Origin of the sequence: Burkholderia aenigmatica (genome assembly GCF_902499175.1) — a bacterium.
In the GTDB taxonomy this organism is placed as follows: Bacteria; Pseudomonadota; Gammaproteobacteria; order Burkholderiales; family Burkholderiaceae; genus Burkholderia; species Burkholderia aenigmatica.
Genome location: NZ_CABVQC010000078.1, coordinates 1 through 15,943, shown reverse-complemented (window position 1 = coordinate 15,943; position 15,943 = coordinate 1). Strand labels below are relative to the sequence as shown.

At 67.5% G+C, this 15,943-nt stretch carries 17 protein-coding genes; 10 read left to right on the top strand and 7 right to left on the bottom strand.

Annotated elements, in window-relative coordinates:
• Window positions 1-68: 68 nt before the first annotated feature.
• From BDO18943_RS36320 to BDO18943_RS36295, 6 genes are all read left to right on the top strand, one after another.
• Window positions 69-848 carry a TatD family hydrolase gene (locus BDO18943_RS36320; protein ID WP_175025973.1) on the top strand — a complete coding sequence of 260 codons (780 nt, stop codon included), beginning with the start codon at window positions 69-71 and terminating at the stop codon, window positions 846-848.
• A 43-nt stretch (window positions 849-891) separates the two neighbouring features.
• Entirely contained in the window at window positions 892-1,602 is a 711-nt protein-coding gene (locus tag BDO18943_RS36315; RefSeq protein ID WP_175025972.1) for an ankyrin repeat domain-containing protein, read from the top strand.
• A 119-nt stretch (window positions 1,603-1,721) separates the two neighbouring features.
• Entirely contained in the window at window positions 1,722-2,078 is a 357-nt protein-coding gene (locus BDO18943_RS36310) for a Rap1a/Tai family immunity protein (RefSeq protein WP_006485939.1), read from the top strand.
• Between the two features lie 90 nt (window positions 2,079-2,168).
• Window positions 2,169-3,341, top strand: coding sequence for a mechanosensitive ion channel family protein (locus BDO18943_RS36305; protein WP_043188155.1), 1,173 nt, complete (start codon window positions 2,169-2,171; stop codon window positions 3,339-3,341).
• 30 nt (window positions 3,342-3,371) lie between these two features.
• Window positions 3,372-4,547 (top strand): AAA family ATPase, encoded by a 1,176-nt coding sequence (locus BDO18943_RS36300; protein WP_175025971.1) that lies wholly within the window; start codon window positions 3,372-3,374, stop codon window positions 4,545-4,547.
• Window positions 4,548-4,799: 252 nt separating this feature from the next.
• Window positions 4,800-5,864 carry a glycosyltransferase family 4 protein gene (locus BDO18943_RS36295; RefSeq protein ID WP_043188157.1) on the top strand — a complete coding sequence of 355 codons (1,065 nt, stop codon included), beginning with the start codon at window positions 4,800-4,802 and terminating at the stop codon, window positions 5,862-5,864.
• 105 nt (window positions 5,865-5,969) lie between these two features.
• On the opposite strand, the gene BDO18943_RS36290 is transcribed toward BDO18943_RS36295, so the two are convergent.
• The 3 genes from BDO18943_RS36290 to BDO18943_RS36280 all read right to left on the bottom strand — a co-directional run bounded on the left by BDO18943_RS36290 (window position 5,970) and on the right by BDO18943_RS36280 (window position 7,798).
• Window positions 5,970-6,557: a BPSL1445 family SYLF domain-containing lipoprotein gene (locus tag BDO18943_RS36290; protein ID WP_043188158.1), complete on the bottom strand. Its 588-nt coding sequence runs from the start codon at window positions 6,555-6,557 to the stop codon at window positions 5,970-5,972.
• Between the two features lie 230 nt (window positions 6,558-6,787).
• Window positions 6,788-7,237: a hypothetical protein gene (locus tag BDO18943_RS36285; RefSeq protein ID WP_175025970.1), complete on the bottom strand. Its 450-nt coding sequence runs from the start codon at window positions 7,235-7,237 to the stop codon at window positions 6,788-6,790.
• Between the two features lie 270 nt (window positions 7,238-7,507).
• A complete protein-coding gene (locus tag BDO18943_RS36280; protein ID WP_043188161.1) occupies window positions 7,508-7,798 on the bottom strand; it encodes a PsiF family protein in 291 nt (96 codons plus the stop codon).
• Window positions 7,799-8,069: 271 nt separating this feature from the next.
• Here BDO18943_RS36280 and BDO18943_RS36275 point away from each other — a divergent pair, with 271 nt between their 5' ends.
• Entirely contained in the window at window positions 8,070-9,092 is a 1,023-nt protein-coding gene (locus BDO18943_RS36275; protein WP_175025969.1) for an asparaginase, read from the top strand.
• A gap of 101 nt (window positions 9,093-9,193) precedes the next feature.
• Here BDO18943_RS36275 and lysM read toward each other — a convergent pair whose 3' ends face one another.
• The 4 genes from lysM to gcl all read right to left on the bottom strand — a co-directional run bounded on the left by lysM (window position 9,194) and on the right by gcl (window position 13,712).
• Window positions 9,194-9,664, bottom strand: coding sequence for a peptidoglycan-binding protein LysM (gene lysM / locus BDO18943_RS36270; RefSeq protein WP_043188163.1), 471 nt, complete (start codon window positions 9,662-9,664; stop codon window positions 9,194-9,196).
• A 483-nt stretch (window positions 9,665-10,147) separates the two neighbouring features.
• Window positions 10,148-11,038 (bottom strand): 2-hydroxy-3-oxopropionate reductase, encoded by an 891-nt coding sequence (locus BDO18943_RS36265; RefSeq protein ID WP_175025968.1) that lies wholly within the window; start codon window positions 11,036-11,038, stop codon window positions 10,148-10,150.
• A gap of 41 nt (window positions 11,039-11,079) precedes the next feature.
• Complete coding sequence (hyi, locus tag BDO18943_RS36260) at window positions 11,080-11,889, bottom strand: hydroxypyruvate isomerase (RefSeq protein ID WP_175025967.1); 810 nt, start codon at window positions 11,887-11,889, stop codon at window positions 11,080-11,082.
• Between the two features lie 47 nt (window positions 11,890-11,936).
• Complete coding sequence (gene gcl / locus BDO18943_RS36255; protein ID WP_174914744.1) at window positions 11,937-13,712, bottom strand: glyoxylate carboligase; 1,776 nt, start codon at window positions 13,710-13,712, stop codon at window positions 11,937-11,939.
• 172 nt (window positions 13,713-13,884) lie between these two features.
• Here gcl and BDO18943_RS36250 point away from each other — a divergent pair, with 172 nt between their 5' ends.
• From BDO18943_RS36250 to BDO18943_RS36240, 3 genes are all read left to right on the top strand, one after another.
• Window positions 13,885-14,796 (top strand): LysR family transcriptional regulator, encoded by a 912-nt coding sequence (locus BDO18943_RS36250; RefSeq protein WP_043188170.1) that lies wholly within the window; start codon window positions 13,885-13,887, stop codon window positions 14,794-14,796.
• Between the two features lie 181 nt (window positions 14,797-14,977).
• Window positions 14,978-15,619 (top strand): RNA polymerase sigma factor, encoded by a 642-nt coding sequence (locus BDO18943_RS36245; protein WP_175025966.1) that lies wholly within the window; start codon window positions 14,978-14,980, stop codon window positions 15,617-15,619.
• Window positions 15,609-15,943 (top strand): anti-sigma factor family protein (locus BDO18943_RS36240; RefSeq protein ID WP_175025965.1); only part of this gene is annotated, 335 nt, incomplete at its 3' end. The genes BDO18943_RS36245 and BDO18943_RS36240, both read left to right, overlap by 11 nt.

Here is a 15,943-nt window from a genome sequence, read left to right as displayed (position 1 = left end):
CGCGAACGCCGCCCGTTGCCGCATGCCGGCGCGCGCATGAGCGCCCGCCTTACGTATTAGGAAACACGATGTTCGTCGACTCTCACTGCCATATCAATTTCAAGGGCCTGGCCGACCGCCTGCCGGCCGTTCTCGAGAACATGCGCGAGCACGACGTCACGCACGCGCTGTGCGTATCCGTCGATTTCGAGACGCTGCCGGAGGTCCTGGCGATCGCGGACGCGCACGACAACGTCTATGCGTCCGTCGGCGTGCATCCCGATCACGAGGACATGCACGAGCCGACGCTCGCGGAGCTCGTCGAGCTGGCCGCGCACCCGAAGGTCGTCGCGATCGGCGAAACGGGCCTCGACTACTACCGTCTCGAAGGCCGCTCGATCGCCGACATGGAATGGCAGCGCGAACGCTTTCGCACGCACATTCGTGCGGCGACCGCGACGATGAAGCCGCTGATCATCCACACGCGCTCGTCGTCGGAGGACACGCTGCGGATCATGGCCGAGGAGCGCGCGGACGTGCCGGGCGGCGTGATGCACTGCTTCACCGAGCCGTGGCCGGTGGCCGAGCAGGCGCTCGCACAGAATTTCCACATCTCGCTGTCGGGCATCGTCACGTTCAAGAACGCGACCGACGTGCAGGACGTCGCGCGGCGCGTGCCGCTCGACCGGCTGCTGATCGAGACCGACTCGCCGTACCTCGCGCCGGTGCCGTATCGCGGCAAGCCGAATGAACCTGCGTACGTCAGCCATGTCGGACGCTTTATCGCATCCGAGCGCGGCATCGCCGTCGAGGCGCTGGCCGACGCGACGACGCAGAACTTTTTCCGGCTGTTCAAGATCGCCCGCTAATGACGCGCGTGCAGCCGACAACCCAGGGAAGGAGCCCACAACAATGACGAAGCCGATCAACCCTCTGCCGAAACGTGCACTCGTTGCCGCCGCGCTCGTCGCGAGCGGCCTGTTCGCGGCAGCCGGCGCGCATGCCGAATCGCTCGATGCGATCGTCAAGGCCGTCAAGTTCGACGACATCGCCGACATCGGCAAGCAGCTCAAGAGCGGCAAGCTCGACCCGAACACGATCGCGCCGAACGGCGACCCGCTGATCGTGATCGCCGCGCGCGAGAAGTCCGACAAGGTCGCGGCAGCGCTTGCCACGACGCCGAACGTCGATCTCGAGAAGGAAGACAAGGCCGGCGAAAACGCGCTGATGCTCGCGTCGCTGAACGGCGATGTCGGCCTCGCCAAGCTGCTGATCGACAAGGGTGCGGAAGTCAGCAAGAAGGGCTGGGCGCCGCTGCACTACGCGGCCACCAACGGCCAGGACGCGGTGGTGAAGCTGCTGCTCGACCACGACGCGTATATCGATACCGCGTCGCCGAACGGCACGACGCCGCTGATGATGGCGGCACGCGGCAACCATGCGTCGACGGTCAACCTGCTGCTCGACCAGGGCGCCGACCCGCAGGTGAAGAACCAGCTCGGCATCACCGCGCTCGAATTCGCGAAGCACTACAAGGCGCCGGACGCGATCGACATCCTGAGCAAGCGGACCGAGCGCGTGGGTGGATCGACGCCGGCAGATGCACAAAAGAGTGCAAAATGACGGTTTTCGGTGCGGCAGACGGTGCCCGCCCGGCCGGATTCCGGCCGGAGCAGGGCGTCCCGGCGCCGCGCCGGCCAAGGCAGCAGGCGGTCTCGGGCCGCATTGACATAAGGAACACCATGTTGCGCGCAATGTTTTGTGCCGCGGCGTTTGCCGTGCCGTTGTCGGCGGCGGCTTTCACGGGCGCGGATCTCGACCGGCTGTGCGCGAAGACGGACGTCAAGTCGCGGGCGTCGTGCGCGGCCTACATCGAAGGCGCCGCCGACGGCGTCTACAACACGATCGACGCGATCGGCGGCACGACAGGGCCGCGGGTCGGCCAGTACTTCTGCCTGCCGCCCGACATCCGGGCGCAGCAGATGACCGACGCGGTGCGCAAGTACATCGCGGAAAATCCGAAGCTGGCCGACTACAACGCGAGCACCGCGGTGTCGCTCGGTCTCGGCAAGGCGTTTCCCTGCAGGAGCGGCAACTGATCTGACGCCGTGTCCGGGGCCTGCGCGTGGCCCGGACGTCGCCGACGCATCCAGGACGAGGCGTGCGCGCCTCATCACCCACGGGCGCCGATGATTTCAATCGAGGAACTGCAGCGCATCACCGATGCGCCGCTCCATTCGTGGCTCGGCACGCTGGGCGTGTCGGTCATCGTCATACTGGTCGTCACGATCGTGCACCGTCTCGGCGCGCGCATCGTCAAGCGCATCGCGCAGCCGTATCCGTTGATGAGCGCGATCCTGCGCTACATCGACCGACCGTCGCTCGTCGTGCTCGCGCTGCTGGCGCTCGAATTCCTGTGGGTCCAGGCGGACGACGGCATGTCGTTCGTGCGCGGCATGCGCACGGCGGCGGCGGTCGGCTCCATCGTGTCGCTCACGTGGCTGCTGGTGCGGCTCGCCGCCGGCGTCGGCGACGCCATCATCCAGGCGCATCCGATCGATACGGCCGACAACCTCCAGGCCCGGCGCATCCATACGCAGGCCAGGGTGCTCGTGCGGACCGTGATGGTGCTGATCGTGATCATCGGTACCGGCGCCGCGCTGATGACGTTCCCGAACGTGCGCCAGGTCGGCGCGAGCCTGCTGGCGTCGGCCGGCGTCGCGGGCCTGGTCGCCGGTATCGCCGCACGGCCGGTGCTCGGCAACCTGATCGCCGGGCTGCAGATCGCGCTCACGCAGCCGATCCGGCTCGACGACGTGGTCGTGATCCAGGGCGAGTGGGGGCGCATCGAGGAAATCACCGGGTCGTTCGTGTCGGTGCGGCTGTGGGACCAGCGGCGCCTCGTCGTGCCGCTGCAGTGGATCATCGAGAACCCGTTCACGAACTGGACGCGCAGCAGCTCGGAGATCATCGGCACGGTCTACCTGTCGGTCGATTACCGCACGCCGCTCGCGCCGCTGCGCGAGGAACTCGCGCGGCTCGTCCATGCGGCGCCCGAGTGGGACGGCCGCGTGCAGGTGCTGCAGGTGACCGACGCGACGGAGCGTGCGATGCAGTTGCGCGCGCTCGTCAGCGCGGCCGATTCGTCGTCATGCTGGGATCTGCGCTGCCGCGTGCGCGAAGGCTTGATCGCGTACCTGCAGGATCGCTATCCGCAATGCCTGCCGCGCAGCCGGATGGAGCTGTATCCGCACGAATCGGCGCCGGATGAACCGAACCCCGAGCGGCCGCACGCGCGGCCGCCTGCCGCCAGCACGGCGGCCAACACCGCGGCCGATCCTCAGGCTGCCGAAGGCCGCTGAACGCGGCCCGCATGCTCACCCTCCATCGTCATGACCGCGCTGAACACGCTCGCCATCGCCAATTACCGCTCGCTGCGCGAGCTGATCGTGCCGCTCGCGGCGCTCAACGTCGTCACGGGCCCGAACGGCAGCGGCAAGTCGAGCGTGTACCGTGCACTGCGGCTGCTCGCCGACACCGCACAGGGGCGCGTGATCCCGTCGCTGGCCCGCGAAGGCGGCTTGCCGTCGACGCTGTGGGCGGGCCCCGAGCGCTTCTCGCGAGCGATGCTGGACGGCGACGCACCGGTGACCGGCACGGTACGCAAGGGGCCCGTGAGCCTGAAGCTCGGTTTCGCCTGCGACGATTTCGGCTATTCGATCGATCTCGGCATGCCGATCCCGAGCAGCTCGCAGTTCTCGCTCGATCCGGTGGTCAAGCGCGAGTGCATCTGGGGCGGCGCGCTGTTGCGCCCGTCGACGTTGCTGGTCGACCGGCAGGGCGCGCAGATCCGCGCGCGCACCGCATCGGGCGACTGGCAGACGATTCCGCAGCCGGTGGCCAGCTTCGACAGCATGATGACCGAGTTCGCCGATCCGACCGGCGCGCCCGAGATGATCGCGGTGCGCGAGCGGATCCGCTCGTGGCGGTTCTACGACCATTTCCGGACCGATGCGCAGGCGCCGGCGCGGCAGTCGCATATCGGCACCCATACGCCGGTGCTCGCGGACGACGGCGCCGACCTGGCCGCCGCGCTGCAGACGATCCGCGAAATCGGCGACGGCGCGGCACTCGATGCGGCGCTCGACGACGCGTTTCCCGGCGCGTCGGTCGAGATCGACAACCCGGGCGGCCGTGGCCGCTTCGACGTGCTGATGCGCCAGCCGGGGCTGCTGCGGCCGCTCGCGGCGGCCGAGCTGTCGGACGGCACGCTGCGCTACCTGTTGCTCGCGGCCGCGCTGCTGACACCGCGGCCGCCGGCGCTGATGGTGCTGAACGAACCGGAGACGAGCCTGCACCCCGATCTGCTGCCGGCGCTCGGCCGCCTGATCGCGCAGGCGGCGCAGCGTTCGCAGGTGCTCGTCGTGTCGCACGCGGCGCGGCTCATCGCGACGCTCGAGCGCGAGGCCGGCTGCGAATCGCTGGTGCTCGACAAGCGGCTCGGCGCGACGGGGCTCGTCGATGCCGACACGCGCGACCTGCCGGCATGGAAGTGGCCGTCGCGCTGACGAGCGGGGCGGCCTGCGTGCGGGCGTGATGGCCGCGTTGGGGCCGGATCGGCCCGGCAGGCGGAATGTATCCTGCCTGTAACAACACCCATAAAATGCAAGACGGGCGGTCCCGGGCAGCGGGATCGCGAATAATAATGAGATATCCGGCTGGCGCCGAGCCGGCCGGTGCCGTATGGGGGCGAGCGGGGCGCGCAAGCGCATACGTCCGCCGGCCGTGCCGCAACGGACAGGACACAGGAGACGTGGACCATGAGAATTGCCCAGATCGCGCCGCTGACCGAGTCGGTGCCGCCGAAGCTGTATGGCGGCACGGAGCGCGTCGTGTCCTACATCACCGAGGCGCTCGTCGAGCTCGGCCATGATGTGACGCTGTTCGCGAGCGGCGATTCGACGACGCGGGCGAAGCTCGAGCCGGTCTGGCCGCGTGCGCTGCGGCTCGACTCGTCGATCCGCGACCGGGTCGCGCCGCACATGCTGCTGATGGAGACGGTCGCGCGCCGCGCGAAGGATTTCGACGTGCTCCATTTCCACATGGACTACTACTCGTTCTCGGTCTTCAACCGGCAGGAAACGCCTTACGTGACGACGCTGCACGGCCGGCTCGACCTGCCCGAGCAGCAGCCGGTGTTCGACACGTTCAACACGGCGCCGGTGATCTCGATTTCGAACGCGCAGCGCCAGCCGCTGCCGCAGGCGAAATGGCTGACGACCGTCTATCACGGGCTGCCCGATACGCTGTACATGCCGCAGCCCGTCGAGCCGCGCTATCTCGCGTTCCTCGGCCGCATCTCGCCGGAAAAGCGGGTCGACACGGCGATCCGCATCGCCCGTCAGTGCGGGCTGCCGATCAAGATCGCCGCGAAGATCGATTCGGCCGACCAGGAATACTTCGAGCGCGAGATCAAGCCGCTCTTCGCGCTGCCGCACGTCGAATACATCGGCGAGATCGCCGATCACCAGAAGGCCGAATTCCTGTCGGGCGCGCACGCGTTGCTGTTTCCGATCGACTGGCCGGAGCCGTTCGGCCTCGTGATGATCGAGGCGATGTCGTGCGGCACGCCGGTGATCGCGTTCAATCGCGGCGCGGTACCCGAAGTGGTGGACGAGGGCGTGTCGGGTTTCATCGTCGAGGATGAAATCAGCGCGGTGGCCGCCGTGAACCGGCTGCACCTGCTGCCGCGTGCGCGTGTGCGGCAGCGCTTCGAGGCGCGCTTCACGTCGCGCCGCATGGCGCAGCAGTATGTCGACGTCTACCAGTCGGTGATCCGCGCGCAGAAGCGCTCGCGCTTCAAGGTGATCGACTCGACGACCTGACGCGCATGGCGCAGGACGCGCACGGATAAAAAAACGGCGATGCCCGCAAGGACATCGCCGTTTGCGCATGGCCCGCGCGCAGTGCGCACGGGCAGTGCGTCAGCGTCAGATCTTCAGCTTCGAGACCTTCGTGCCGTTGATCGACACGTCGCCCATCAGGCCCGCGTTCGTCAGCACGATGACCTGGACCGGCGCGGTGGCTGTGGTCGTGTCGACCGCGCCGTTCGCGCCCATCTTCACGAGCGCGACCGACGCGCCGGCGCCGGCTGCCCAGCCGTCCGAGCCGCGGAATTCGTCGAGCGCTTCCTGCGTCATGAACAGGAACACGATCGCCTTCGACTGCGCACCGGCCTGCAGGCCGACCGACAGCGACGACGTGTTGTAGTAGCCGACCGTGCTGCCGCCGACGCGCAGTGCGCCGTTGCCCGACTGGCCGCCGACGATGAAGCCGGCCTGGATCACGTCCGGGAAGACGAGCACGCCGCGCGACTTCGCGACGAGTTCACGCGAACCCTTGACCGTGGAGTACATGCGCGACAGCGTGGCGTCGACGCTCGAGTCGATTGCCTGGCGCTTCGACGCGTTGGTTGCGGCGTTGTCCGGCTTGTCCGGGGTGGTGGTGCAACCGGTGAGCGCGAGGCTACCGACGATGAGCGCAGCGGCGGCTTTCAGCACAAGATTCCGTTTTTGCATCGTTCTTCTCCATCGGATGATGTTCGGAGTGAGTCTCGCTCAGGGAGCGGATCACGTCGGCAGTTATATCACAGCGGATTACAGCCCCTTTTCGTTGCGACGTGAAAAAGCGTCAAATCGCGCGGGGATGTCGCGGCGCGCCAACGGACGACGCGGCGCCCGCGCGCCGAGGTCGGGTCGGCATGCGGGAAACACGGCGGTCGATCGGACGGCGGCGCCTGCCGCGCGTATCAGTGCGTGACGGGCGGAACAGGCGGCTTGATCGGGGGACGGCGCAGCGCGCGGCGGATCAGCGCGATCACGACGCCGCAGGCGAACAGGAACGCGGCCGGCACGACCCAGTAGCCGACGAACGCATGCCACAGGTAGCTCGCGAGCGTGCTGCGGCGCACCACGTATTCGTCGCGGGCCGCCTGCTGGCGCGGCGCATTGGCGGCGAGCACGTCGGCCGGGCAGCCGACCGCGCGCGCCTCGTCAGGATCCCCGTGGCACTTCGCGGCGGCGCCGGCTGCCTGCTGCGCATCGGTGAGCTGCCAGGTGGTCAGCGCGAGCTGCAGGTCAGCCTTGTTGTACGCCATTTCCTCGCGGATCTCGCGCACGGCGACGATCGCAACGGGCACGGCCCAGAATACGATCACGATCAGCCAGCGGCGGAACCAGCGGTGTTGTCTCCATGCCATCCATGCCTCCGTTTGACGCGCGTACGCGTCTGTCTCGAGGGCGGCCCGATGGCGCTTCTTGTACTTGGATGGGCCGCGTTGCAGCCATCATAGAAGAAAACGCGGCGAATTGCCGCACCATGTGGCGGTGCCGGTCCAGCGGGCCGGGAAAGCGGGGCGGGACGCGTGGCAAAAGCGCGGGGGCGGGGTGCGTCGATGCGCGTGCAACGAAAACAACAATGCCGCGCCCGCCGAAGCGGTGCGCGGCATTCGAGACGGGAGCGCCGGGACTCAGGCGGCCGGCTGGCTGCTCAGGCAGCTCTTCATGAACGCCTTGCGATCGTCGCCCTTCTTGCCGGTGGCCTGCGTGTTGCACGCCTTCATCTTTTCCTGCTGCGACATTGCTTTCGCGGGCTTCGCCGACAGGCAGTCCTTCATGAACGCCTTGCGTTCGTCGCCCGTTTTGCCGGCTGCCTGGGTGTTACAGGCCTTCATCTTGTCCTGCTGGCTGTTCGCCGCGAATGCGGGGGAAGCCAGCATGCCGCCGAGAAGCACTGCGGCTACGAGCGATTGAATTTTCATTTCGACACTCCCATGGGGTGAATTGCGTGTTATCGACGCCGTCACGAAGCACCGCGCGATGGGGATAGGGCCGCATCGCGCCGCGCGCTCCGATTATGGCAAATCAATGTGAAAACACCAAAACGGCACTTCCTATAACGTTGCGGATACCACGGCCGTTGACGGCGCGCCCGGCCGGACGATCGGGACAAACCATGAGGTGCGCCGGCCGGCCTCGAACGTCGCGCCGGAACCTGCCGGATCCCGGCCGCAAGCCTTTACAATCGCGGCCATGAATACTCCGAATTCCGTCTCCCCTTCGTCCGCGGCGGCCCTGCCGCGCATCGCCGTGCTCGCCACCGGCGGCACGATCGCCGGCGCCGCGCCTGACGCGGCCAGCACGGCCGGCTATCAGGCCGGTGCGCTCGGCGTCAATTTCCTGGTCGACGCGGTGCCGGCGCTCGCGTCGGTCGCGCGCATCGACGCCGAGCAGATCGCCAGCATCGACAGCAAGGATCTCGCGCTGCCGCTGTGGAACACGCTCGCCGCACGGATCGACGCGCTGATGGCCGATCCGGCGATCGACGGCATCGTGATCACCCACGGCACCGACACGCTCGAGGAAACCGCGTATGCGCTGCACCTGGTCGTCAACGGCGACAAGCCGGTCGTGCTGACGGCCGCGATGCGCCCGGCGACCGCGCTGTCGTCCGACGGCCCGCTGAACCTGCTGAACGCGGTGACAGTGGCCGCGCATCCGTCCGCGCGCGGGCAGGGCGTGCTGGTCGCATTCAACAACCGGATCCACGGCGCGCGCGATGTCGTGAAGACAAGCACCTATGCAGTCGACGCGTTCCAGTCGCCGGAACTCGGTGCACTCGGCTGGGTGCAGGACGGCCGGGTCGAATTCGCGCGCCGCGTCACGCGATCGCGCGACACGCAGCTGGCGATCGCCGCTGCGTGGCCGCCCGTCGAAGTCGTCGCCAGCTATGCGGGCGTGACGCGTACGACAGTGGATGCGCTTGTCGCCGCCGGCGTGCGCGGTCTCGTCGTCGCGGGCACGGGCAACGGGTCGATCCATGCGACGCTGCAGGCGGCGCTGGCCGATGCGGTGAACGCGGGCGTTGCGGTGGTGCGCGCGTCGCGCGTCGGGTCGGGGCACGTGATGCGCAACGGCGCCGCGAACGACGATGCGCTCGGCTTCGTGAGCGCAGGGTCGCTGAACCCGTTCAAGGCGCGCGTGTTGCTGATGCTCGCGCTCGCGAACGGCATTCACGGCCGCGACGAACTGCAACGCAGGTTCGATACGCTGTGACGGCCTGACCGATACGCGCGGCTCGGGCCGCGTGCGTCACCATGAAAAAAGGCAGGCCATCGGCCTGCCATTTTTTGCGTCCGTCAGTCCGGCAAGAATGCTCAGGACTGCGGCGGAATCACGAGCTTCTGGCCCGGGTAGATCCGGTCCGGGCTCGACAGCATCGGCTTGTTCGCCTCGAAGATCACCGGGTACTTGTTCGCGTCGCCATAGACTTCCTTGGCGATTGCCGACAGCGTGTCGCCCGACTTCACGTCGTGGTACTGCACTTCCGGATCGTCCGGTTGCAGATCGTCGTCGTTGACACCTGCGACGCCCTGCACGTTGCCGGCCGCGACCTTGACCTTGGCCTTCGTGTCGAGGTCGGCGACGCTGCCCGTCAGCGTCACGGTGCGCGACGCGCCGTCGAACGCGACGGTCAGGTTCGACGTATCGAGACCCTGCGTGTTGATGTAGTTCTTGATGGCATCGGCCGCAGTCTGGTTTGCGGCATTCGGATCTTCCGCTGCTTGTGCGTCGGCATGACCCAGCAGTTTTTCACCCGCCTCTTTGATAAACGAAAGAAGACCCATCGTTGCACTCCTTAGGTGGTTGAAAAGAAAACGCGCCGTGAAGTGGCGAAAAAAACACCGCGCTGGGCGCGGTCACCGGAGGTGAACGCAAGCGCGGCGGTTTTCTCGAAAGGCGTGGCGAAAGTGTAGGCGTTCAGCGCGACGATTGCATGAAAAATCGCACGCTTGAACGTAAAGAAATGTAATACGCGAAATCCGACAGGCGGACACCCGACGACGACGTCTGACCGACCAAGGCTTCCCCGGCGCCGCCGGGTGCCGCTGCGGACCCCACCACGCCGCTCTCAGCCCAGAGCGGCGTTTTTCGCCCCGTCCCGCATGCCGTCGGCAGTGCGAGGCGGGGCGCCCCACCGTGATGCGCGAGTGCGTCGCGCATCGATGCGACCGGCCGTGCCGGTCACGTGTGTCATTCGCGTGTCCGTCATCGCGACGGACCACGCGTTGCTGCATCTACAGAAGGCGGTCGCGCGAGGCGGCCCGCGTTCAGCCTGCCGTCTTCTCGATCTCGAAGTTCGACATGATCTCGAGCGCACGCACGAGCGCCGAGTGATCCCATGCCTTGCCGCCGTGCGCCGCGCACACGCTGAACAGCTGTTGCGCGCTGGCCGTGTGCGGCAGTGCGAGGCCGAGCTTGCGTGCGCCGTCGAGCGCGAGGTTCAGGTCCTTCTGGTGCAGCTCGATGCGGAAGCCCGGATCGAACGTGCGCTTCGTCATCCGCGCGCCGTGCACTTCGAGGATGCGCGATGCGGCGAAGCCGCCCATCAGCGCCTGGCGCACGCGCTCCGGATCCGCGCCCGAGCGGGCGGCGAACAGCAGCGCTTCGCCGACCGCTTCGATGTTCAGCGCGACGATGATCTGGTTCGCGACCTTGCAGGTCTGGCCCGCGCCGTTGTCGCCGACGAGCGTGATGTTCTTGCCCATCTTCTCGAACAGCGGCTTCGCGCGCTCGAATGCCTGTTCCGGGCCGCCGACCATGATCGTCAGCGTCGCTTCGCGTGCGCCGACTTCGCCGCCGGACACCGGCGCGTCGAGGTAGTCGCAACCGAGTGCGTTGATCTGCTTTGCGAATTCCTGCGTGTCGAGCGGCGAGATCGAGCTCATGTCGATCACGAGCTTGCCGGCCGTCAGGCCCTTCGCGACGCCGTCGTCGGCGAACAGCACGTTACGCACGTCCGGCGTATCCGGCACCATCGCGATGATGATGTCCGCGTTCTGCGCGACTTCGGTCGAGTTCGAGACGACCTTCGCGCTGGCGCGCAGGTCGTCCGGGATCGGGAATGCGCCGTTCACGACGAGCTGGTGGTCGCCCTTGAGCAGGTTGCGCGCCATGTGCGCGCCCATGATGCCGAGGCCGATGAAACCGATGGTTGCCATGTGAAAGTCTCCTATAGGGGCGTATGCGGAAAGGGCGGTGCTCAGGCGGCGCGGCGCGCCGAACCGGCTGCGCAGCCGGCGACGCTTTGCAGCCAGCCGAGGCCTTCCGTCGTGGTGGTGCGGGGCTTGTATTCGCAGCCGACGTAGCCGGCATAGCCGAGCCGGTCGAGCAGCGCGAACAGGAACGCGTAGTTGATCTCGCCCGTGCCCGGCTCGTTGCGGCCCGGGTTGTCCGCGAGCTGGACGTGGCCGATCGAGGCGAGGTTGCGTTCGATCGTCGCGGCCAGTTCGCCTTCCATGCGCTGCATGTGATAGATGTCGTACTGCAGGAACAGGTTGTCCGAGCCGACCGCGCGGATCACGTCGAGCCCTTCCGACGAGCGGTTCAGCGCGAAGCCCGGGATGTCGAAGCTGTTGCACGGCTCGACGAGCAGGCGGATGCCTTCGCGCTTGAGCGCATCGGCCGCAAAGCGCAGGTTGTCGACGATCGTGACGAACGTCTTGTCGCGTGCAGTGCTCGCCGACGGGATGCCGACGAGGCAGTTCAACTGCGGTACCTTCAGCGCCTTCGCGTACTCGATCGCACGGCCGACCCCGTCCTGGAATTCGCCGACACGATCGGGCAGGCACGCGATGCCGCGTTCGCCCTGGTCCCAGTTGCCGGCCGGCAGGTTGTGCAGCACGAGGCGCAGGCGATGCGTCTCGAGCCGCTCGGCGAGTTCCTCTTTCGCGTACGGATACGGGAACAGGAACTCGACGGCGTCGAAGCCCGCATCGGCGGCCGCCTTGAAGCGGTCGAGGAACGGCACTTCGTTGAACAGCATGGTCAGGTTTGCAGCAAACTTCGGCATGAGCTAAGCCTCTTCGGTCGGTCAGTCAGTCAAAAATGTCGTGCGCTTCAGTCGAGCATCGAGATCGCGGTCGGGGCGTGCTCGGCCTTTTCGGCGAGATCCTCGAATTCGTTGATCGCGTCGATTTCGGTGCCCATCGAGATGTTCGTCACGCGCTCGAGGATCACTTCCACGACCACCGGCACGCTGAACTCTTCCGCGAGCGTTTGCGCCTGGCGCAGCGCCGGCTCGATCTCTTCCGGCTTGAACACGCGCAGCGCCTTGCAGCCGAGGCCTTCCGCGACGGCCACGTGGTCGACGCCATAGCCGTTCAGTTCCGGCGCATTGACGTTGTCGAACGCGAGCTGCACGCAGTAGTCCATGTCGAACGCGCGCTGCGCCTGGCGGATCAGCCCGAGGTACGAGTTGTTCACGACGACATGCACGTACGGCAGCTTGAATTGCGCGCCGGCTGCCAGTTCCTCGATCATGAACTGGAAGTCGTAGTCGCCGGACAGCGCGACGATCGGGCGGCTCGGGTCTGCTGCACGCACGCCGAGCGCGGCGGGGATCGTCCAGCCGAGCGGGCCGGCCTGGCCGCAGTTGATCCAGTTGCGTGCCTTGAACACGTGCAGGAACTGCGCGGCGGCGATCTGCGACAGGCCGATCGTGCTGACGTAGCAGGTATCGCGGCCGAACACCTTGTTCATCTCTTCGTACACGCGCTGCGGCTTGACCGGCACGTTGTCGAAGTGCGTCTTGCGTTGCAGCGTGCGCTTGCGTGCCTGGCAGTCGGCGACCCATGCGCTGCGGTCCTTCAGCTTGCCGGCCGCCTTCCATTCCTGCGCGACGGCAACGAACAGTTCCAGTGCCGCCTTCGCGTCCGACACGATGCCGAGATCCGGGCCGAACACGCGGCCGATCTGCGTCGGCTCGATGTCGACATGCACGAACTTGCGGCCCTTCGTATAGACCTCGACGCTGCCCGTGTGGCGGTTCGCCCAGCGGTTGCCGATGCCGAGCACGAAGTCGGACGCGAGCATCGTGGCGTTACCGTAGCGGTGCGACGTCTGCAGGCCGACCATGCCGGCCATCAGCGGGTGGTCGTCCGGAATCGCGCCCCACGACATCAGCGTCGGGATCACCGGCACGCCGATCGTTTCGGCGAACTGCACGAGCAGGTCTTCCGCCGCCGCGTTGAGCACGCCGCCGCCCGACACGATCAGCGGCTTGTCCGCGTCGTTGAGCATCGTGAGCGCCTTCTCGATCTGCGCGCGGGTAGCCGCGGGCTTGTAGACCGGCAGCGGTTCATACGTGTCGATGTCGAATTCGATTTCGGCGAGTTGCACGTCGATCGGCAGGTCGACCAGCACCGGGCCCGGACGGCCCGAGCGCATCAGGTGGAAAGCCTGCTGGAACACGCGCGGCACGAGCGCCGGCTCGCGCACGGTGACGGCCCACTTCGTGACGGGCTTCGCGATCGATTCGATGTCGACGGCCTGGAAGTCTTCCTTGTAGAGGCGGGCGCGCGGCGCCTGGCCCGTGATCGCGAGGATCGGAATCGAGTCGGCCGATGCGGAGTAGAGGCCGGTGATCATGTCGGTGCCGGCGGGGCCCGACGTGCCGATGCACACGCCGATGTTGCCCGGGGCCGCACGCGTGAAACCTTCGGCCATGTGCGACGCGCCTTCGACGTGGCGTGCCAGCACGTGGCTGATACCGCCGGACTTGCGCATCGCGGAGTAGAACGGGTTGATCGCTGCGCCCGGCACGCCGAACGCGGTCTGGATGCCTTCCTTCTCGAGCACGAGCACAGCTGCGTCGACGGCTCTCATCTTGGCCATGAATGTCTCCTTGAATGTGATGGATCTTGCAAATCGGTCTGTTGGGGACACTTTAGGGTTGCAGGAAAGGTTTGATAAGATCCGCCGGAGTCGCTTTTTTCGAAACTAAAAGTATGGAATGACGGCCGGACGGGGCTTTCCGCCGGTGTCGGAACAGAGACGGAGACGGGAGATGGATCGCTTCAAGCAGATCGAGACGTTCGTGCGGGTGGCCGATGCCGGCAGCCTCGCGGCGGCGGCGCTCGAGGAGGGGGTGTCGCCGGTCGTGCTCGGGCGGCGCATCGACGCGCTCGAAAAGCGTCTCGGCGTGAAGCTGATGTACCGCTCGACGCGGCGGCTGGTGGTCAGCGAGGAGGGCGCCGCGTTCCTCGAGCGCTGCCGCGGCCTCCTGTCCGAATGGGACCAGGCCGAGAACGAGCTGGCCGCCGGGCGGCGCGCGGTCAGCGGGCACCTGATCGTGTCCGCGCCCGCCGCGTTCGGGCGCAAGCACGTCGCGCCGCACGCCCCCGGTTTTCTGGTCGACAAGCCCGAGATGCAACTGTCGTTCAACCTGACCGACCGCGTCGTCGATCTGGTGCGCGAGGGCTATGACCTGTCGATCCGGATCGGCGGCGCTGTCGATCCGAACTTCGTCGCGGTGAAGCTTGCGTCGAACCGGCGCGTCGTGTGCGGCACGCCCGAGTATTTCCGCCGGCATGGCCGGCCGAAGTCGCTCGACGACCTGCTCAAGCACAACTGCCTCGCGTTCAACCTGCAGGGCGGGCAGAACCGCGGCTGGTATTTCCAGCGCCACGGCAAGATCGCGACGATGCGCGTGGCGGGCAATCTCGACTGCAACGACGGCGAGCTGCTGCACCGCTGGGTGGCCGAAGGCCTCGGGCTCGGCTGGCGCTCGACGTGGGAAATCGCCGCGCAGCTCGAGACGGGCGAACTCGAGACCGTGCTCGACGAGTATGCGCTGCCCGACTACGACATCCTCGCGGTCTACCCGCAGCAGCGCTACGTGCCGGCGCGCGTGCGCTACTTCATCGACTACCTGCGTGCCGCTTACGCCAGCCCCGGTTACTGGAGCACCACGCCGTAACCGGCGCGGACGGACGGTCCAGCCACCGGATCGCCCGACGATTTTTTACGCGTCCGGCGCACGGCGCGGGAATAAACTCGACGCAACGGCGGTAAGGTCATCGAGCGCGCACGTTGCCGGTCTGTCCGGGCGCCGTGCGCGGAACGGGCGCGGCTTCGGCCGCCGGGACCAGGGAGGCCATGTGGGGCAAGCCGGACAGGCGGTCGAAGAGCGGTCGGCGGACGACGCGGTTGCGCGCGGCGAGCGGTTTCGCGCGCTCGTGTTGCCGCATCTCGACGCCGCGTACAACCTCGCGCGCTGGCTGAGCGGCAGTGCCGGCGATGCGGACGACGTCGTCCAGGATGCGTGCATGCGCGCGCTGCGCTTCGTCGATTCGTGCCGCGGCGACAACGCGCGGCCGTGGCTGCTGACGATCGTGCGCCACACCTGGTACACGGAATGGCGTCGCCGCACGCATGCGCACGAGGTCGCGCTGCCCGACACGCTCGACGACACCGACGTACCCGACGACTGGCAACCGGCCACCGACGATCCGCTTGCGCACCTGCTGCGTGGCGAGAACGTGCGGCTCGTGAACGAGGCGCTCGCGAAGCTGCCGCCTGAGTATCGCGAGGTGCTGGTGCTGCGCGAGATGGAGGACCTGAGCTACCGCGAGATTGCGGCGATCGCGGACGTGCCGGTCGGCACGGTGATGTCGCGTCTGGCACGTGGCCGGCGCAAGCTCGCCGCGTTGCTGGGCGGCGCGCCGGCACCGGCGGTCGAAGGCAGGCCGGGCCGTACGCCGGCTGGCGGAACCGCATCGGAGGCGATCGATGGACTGTAACGAAGCGCGAGCGTTGCTGGACGCGGACGTCGACCGCGAGCTGTCGGCGCCCGATGCGTTGCGGGTCCAGCAGCATGTCGAAGGGTGCGAAGCGTGCCGCCGCGAGCGCGCGCGAATCGTCGCGCTGGGGCGGGCCGTGCGGCAGGCCGACTACCATCGGGCGCCGGACGAACTGCGGGCGCGCATTCTGGCAAGCCTGCCGGTGGCGGACGAGGCGGCTGTCGGGGTGTTGTCCCGCCCGGAACCGGCGCCCCGGCCCGAAGCCCGACCGCAGCCGCAGCCGCAGCCGCAGCCGCAGCCGCAGCCGCGCGGTCGCCGCTGGTT

Bases quoted from the DNA above. Each gene is read 5' to 3' on its own strand.
- BDO18943_RS36320 (WP_175025973.1), top strand. From the start codon at position 69: ATGTTCGTCGACTCTCACTGCCATATCAATTTCAAGGGCCTGGCCGAC.
- BDO18943_RS36315 (WP_175025972.1), top strand. From the start codon at position 892: ATGACGAAGCCGATCAACCCTCTGCCGAAACGTGCACTCGTTGCCGCC.
- BDO18943_RS36310 (WP_006485939.1), top strand. From the start codon at position 1,722: ATGTTGCGCGCAATGTTTTGTGCCGCGGCGTTTGCCGTGCCGTTGTCG.
- BDO18943_RS36305 (WP_043188155.1), top strand. From the start codon at position 2,169: ATGATTTCAATCGAGGAACTGCAGCGCATCACCGATGCGCCGCTCCAT.
- BDO18943_RS36300 (WP_175025971.1), top strand. From the start codon at position 3,372: ATGACCGCGCTGAACACGCTCGCCATCGCCAATTACCGCTCGCTGCGC.
- BDO18943_RS36295 (WP_043188157.1), top strand. From the start codon at position 4,800: ATGAGAATTGCCCAGATCGCGCCGCTGACCGAGTCGGTGCCGCCGAAG.
- BDO18943_RS36290 (WP_043188158.1), bottom strand. From the start codon at position 6,557: ATGCAAAAACGGAATCTTGTGCTGAAAGCCGCCGCTGCGCTCATCGTC.
- BDO18943_RS36285 (WP_175025970.1), bottom strand. From the start codon at position 7,237: ATGGCATGGAGACAACACCGCTGGTTCCGCCGCTGGCTGATCGTGATC.
- BDO18943_RS36280 (WP_043188161.1), bottom strand. From the start codon at position 7,798: ATGAAAATTCAATCGCTCGTAGCCGCAGTGCTTCTCGGCGGCATGCTG.
- BDO18943_RS36275 (WP_175025969.1), top strand. From the start codon at position 8,070: ATGAATACTCCGAATTCCGTCTCCCCTTCGTCCGCGGCGGCCCTGCCG.
- lysM (WP_043188163.1), bottom strand. From the start codon at position 9,664: ATGGGTCTTCTTTCGTTTATCAAAGAGGCGGGTGAAAAACTGCTGGGT.
- BDO18943_RS36265 (WP_175025968.1), bottom strand. From the start codon at position 11,038: ATGGCAACCATCGGTTTCATCGGCCTCGGCATCATGGGCGCGCACATG.
- hyi (WP_175025967.1), bottom strand. From the start codon at position 11,889: ATGCCGAAGTTTGCTGCAAACCTGACCATGCTGTTCAACGAAGTGCCG.
- gcl (WP_174914744.1), bottom strand. From the start codon at position 13,712: ATGGCCAAGATGAGAGCCGTCGACGCAGCTGTGCTCGTGCTCGAGAAG.
- BDO18943_RS36250 (WP_043188170.1), top strand. From the start codon at position 13,885: ATGGATCGCTTCAAGCAGATCGAGACGTTCGTGCGGGTGGCCGATGCC.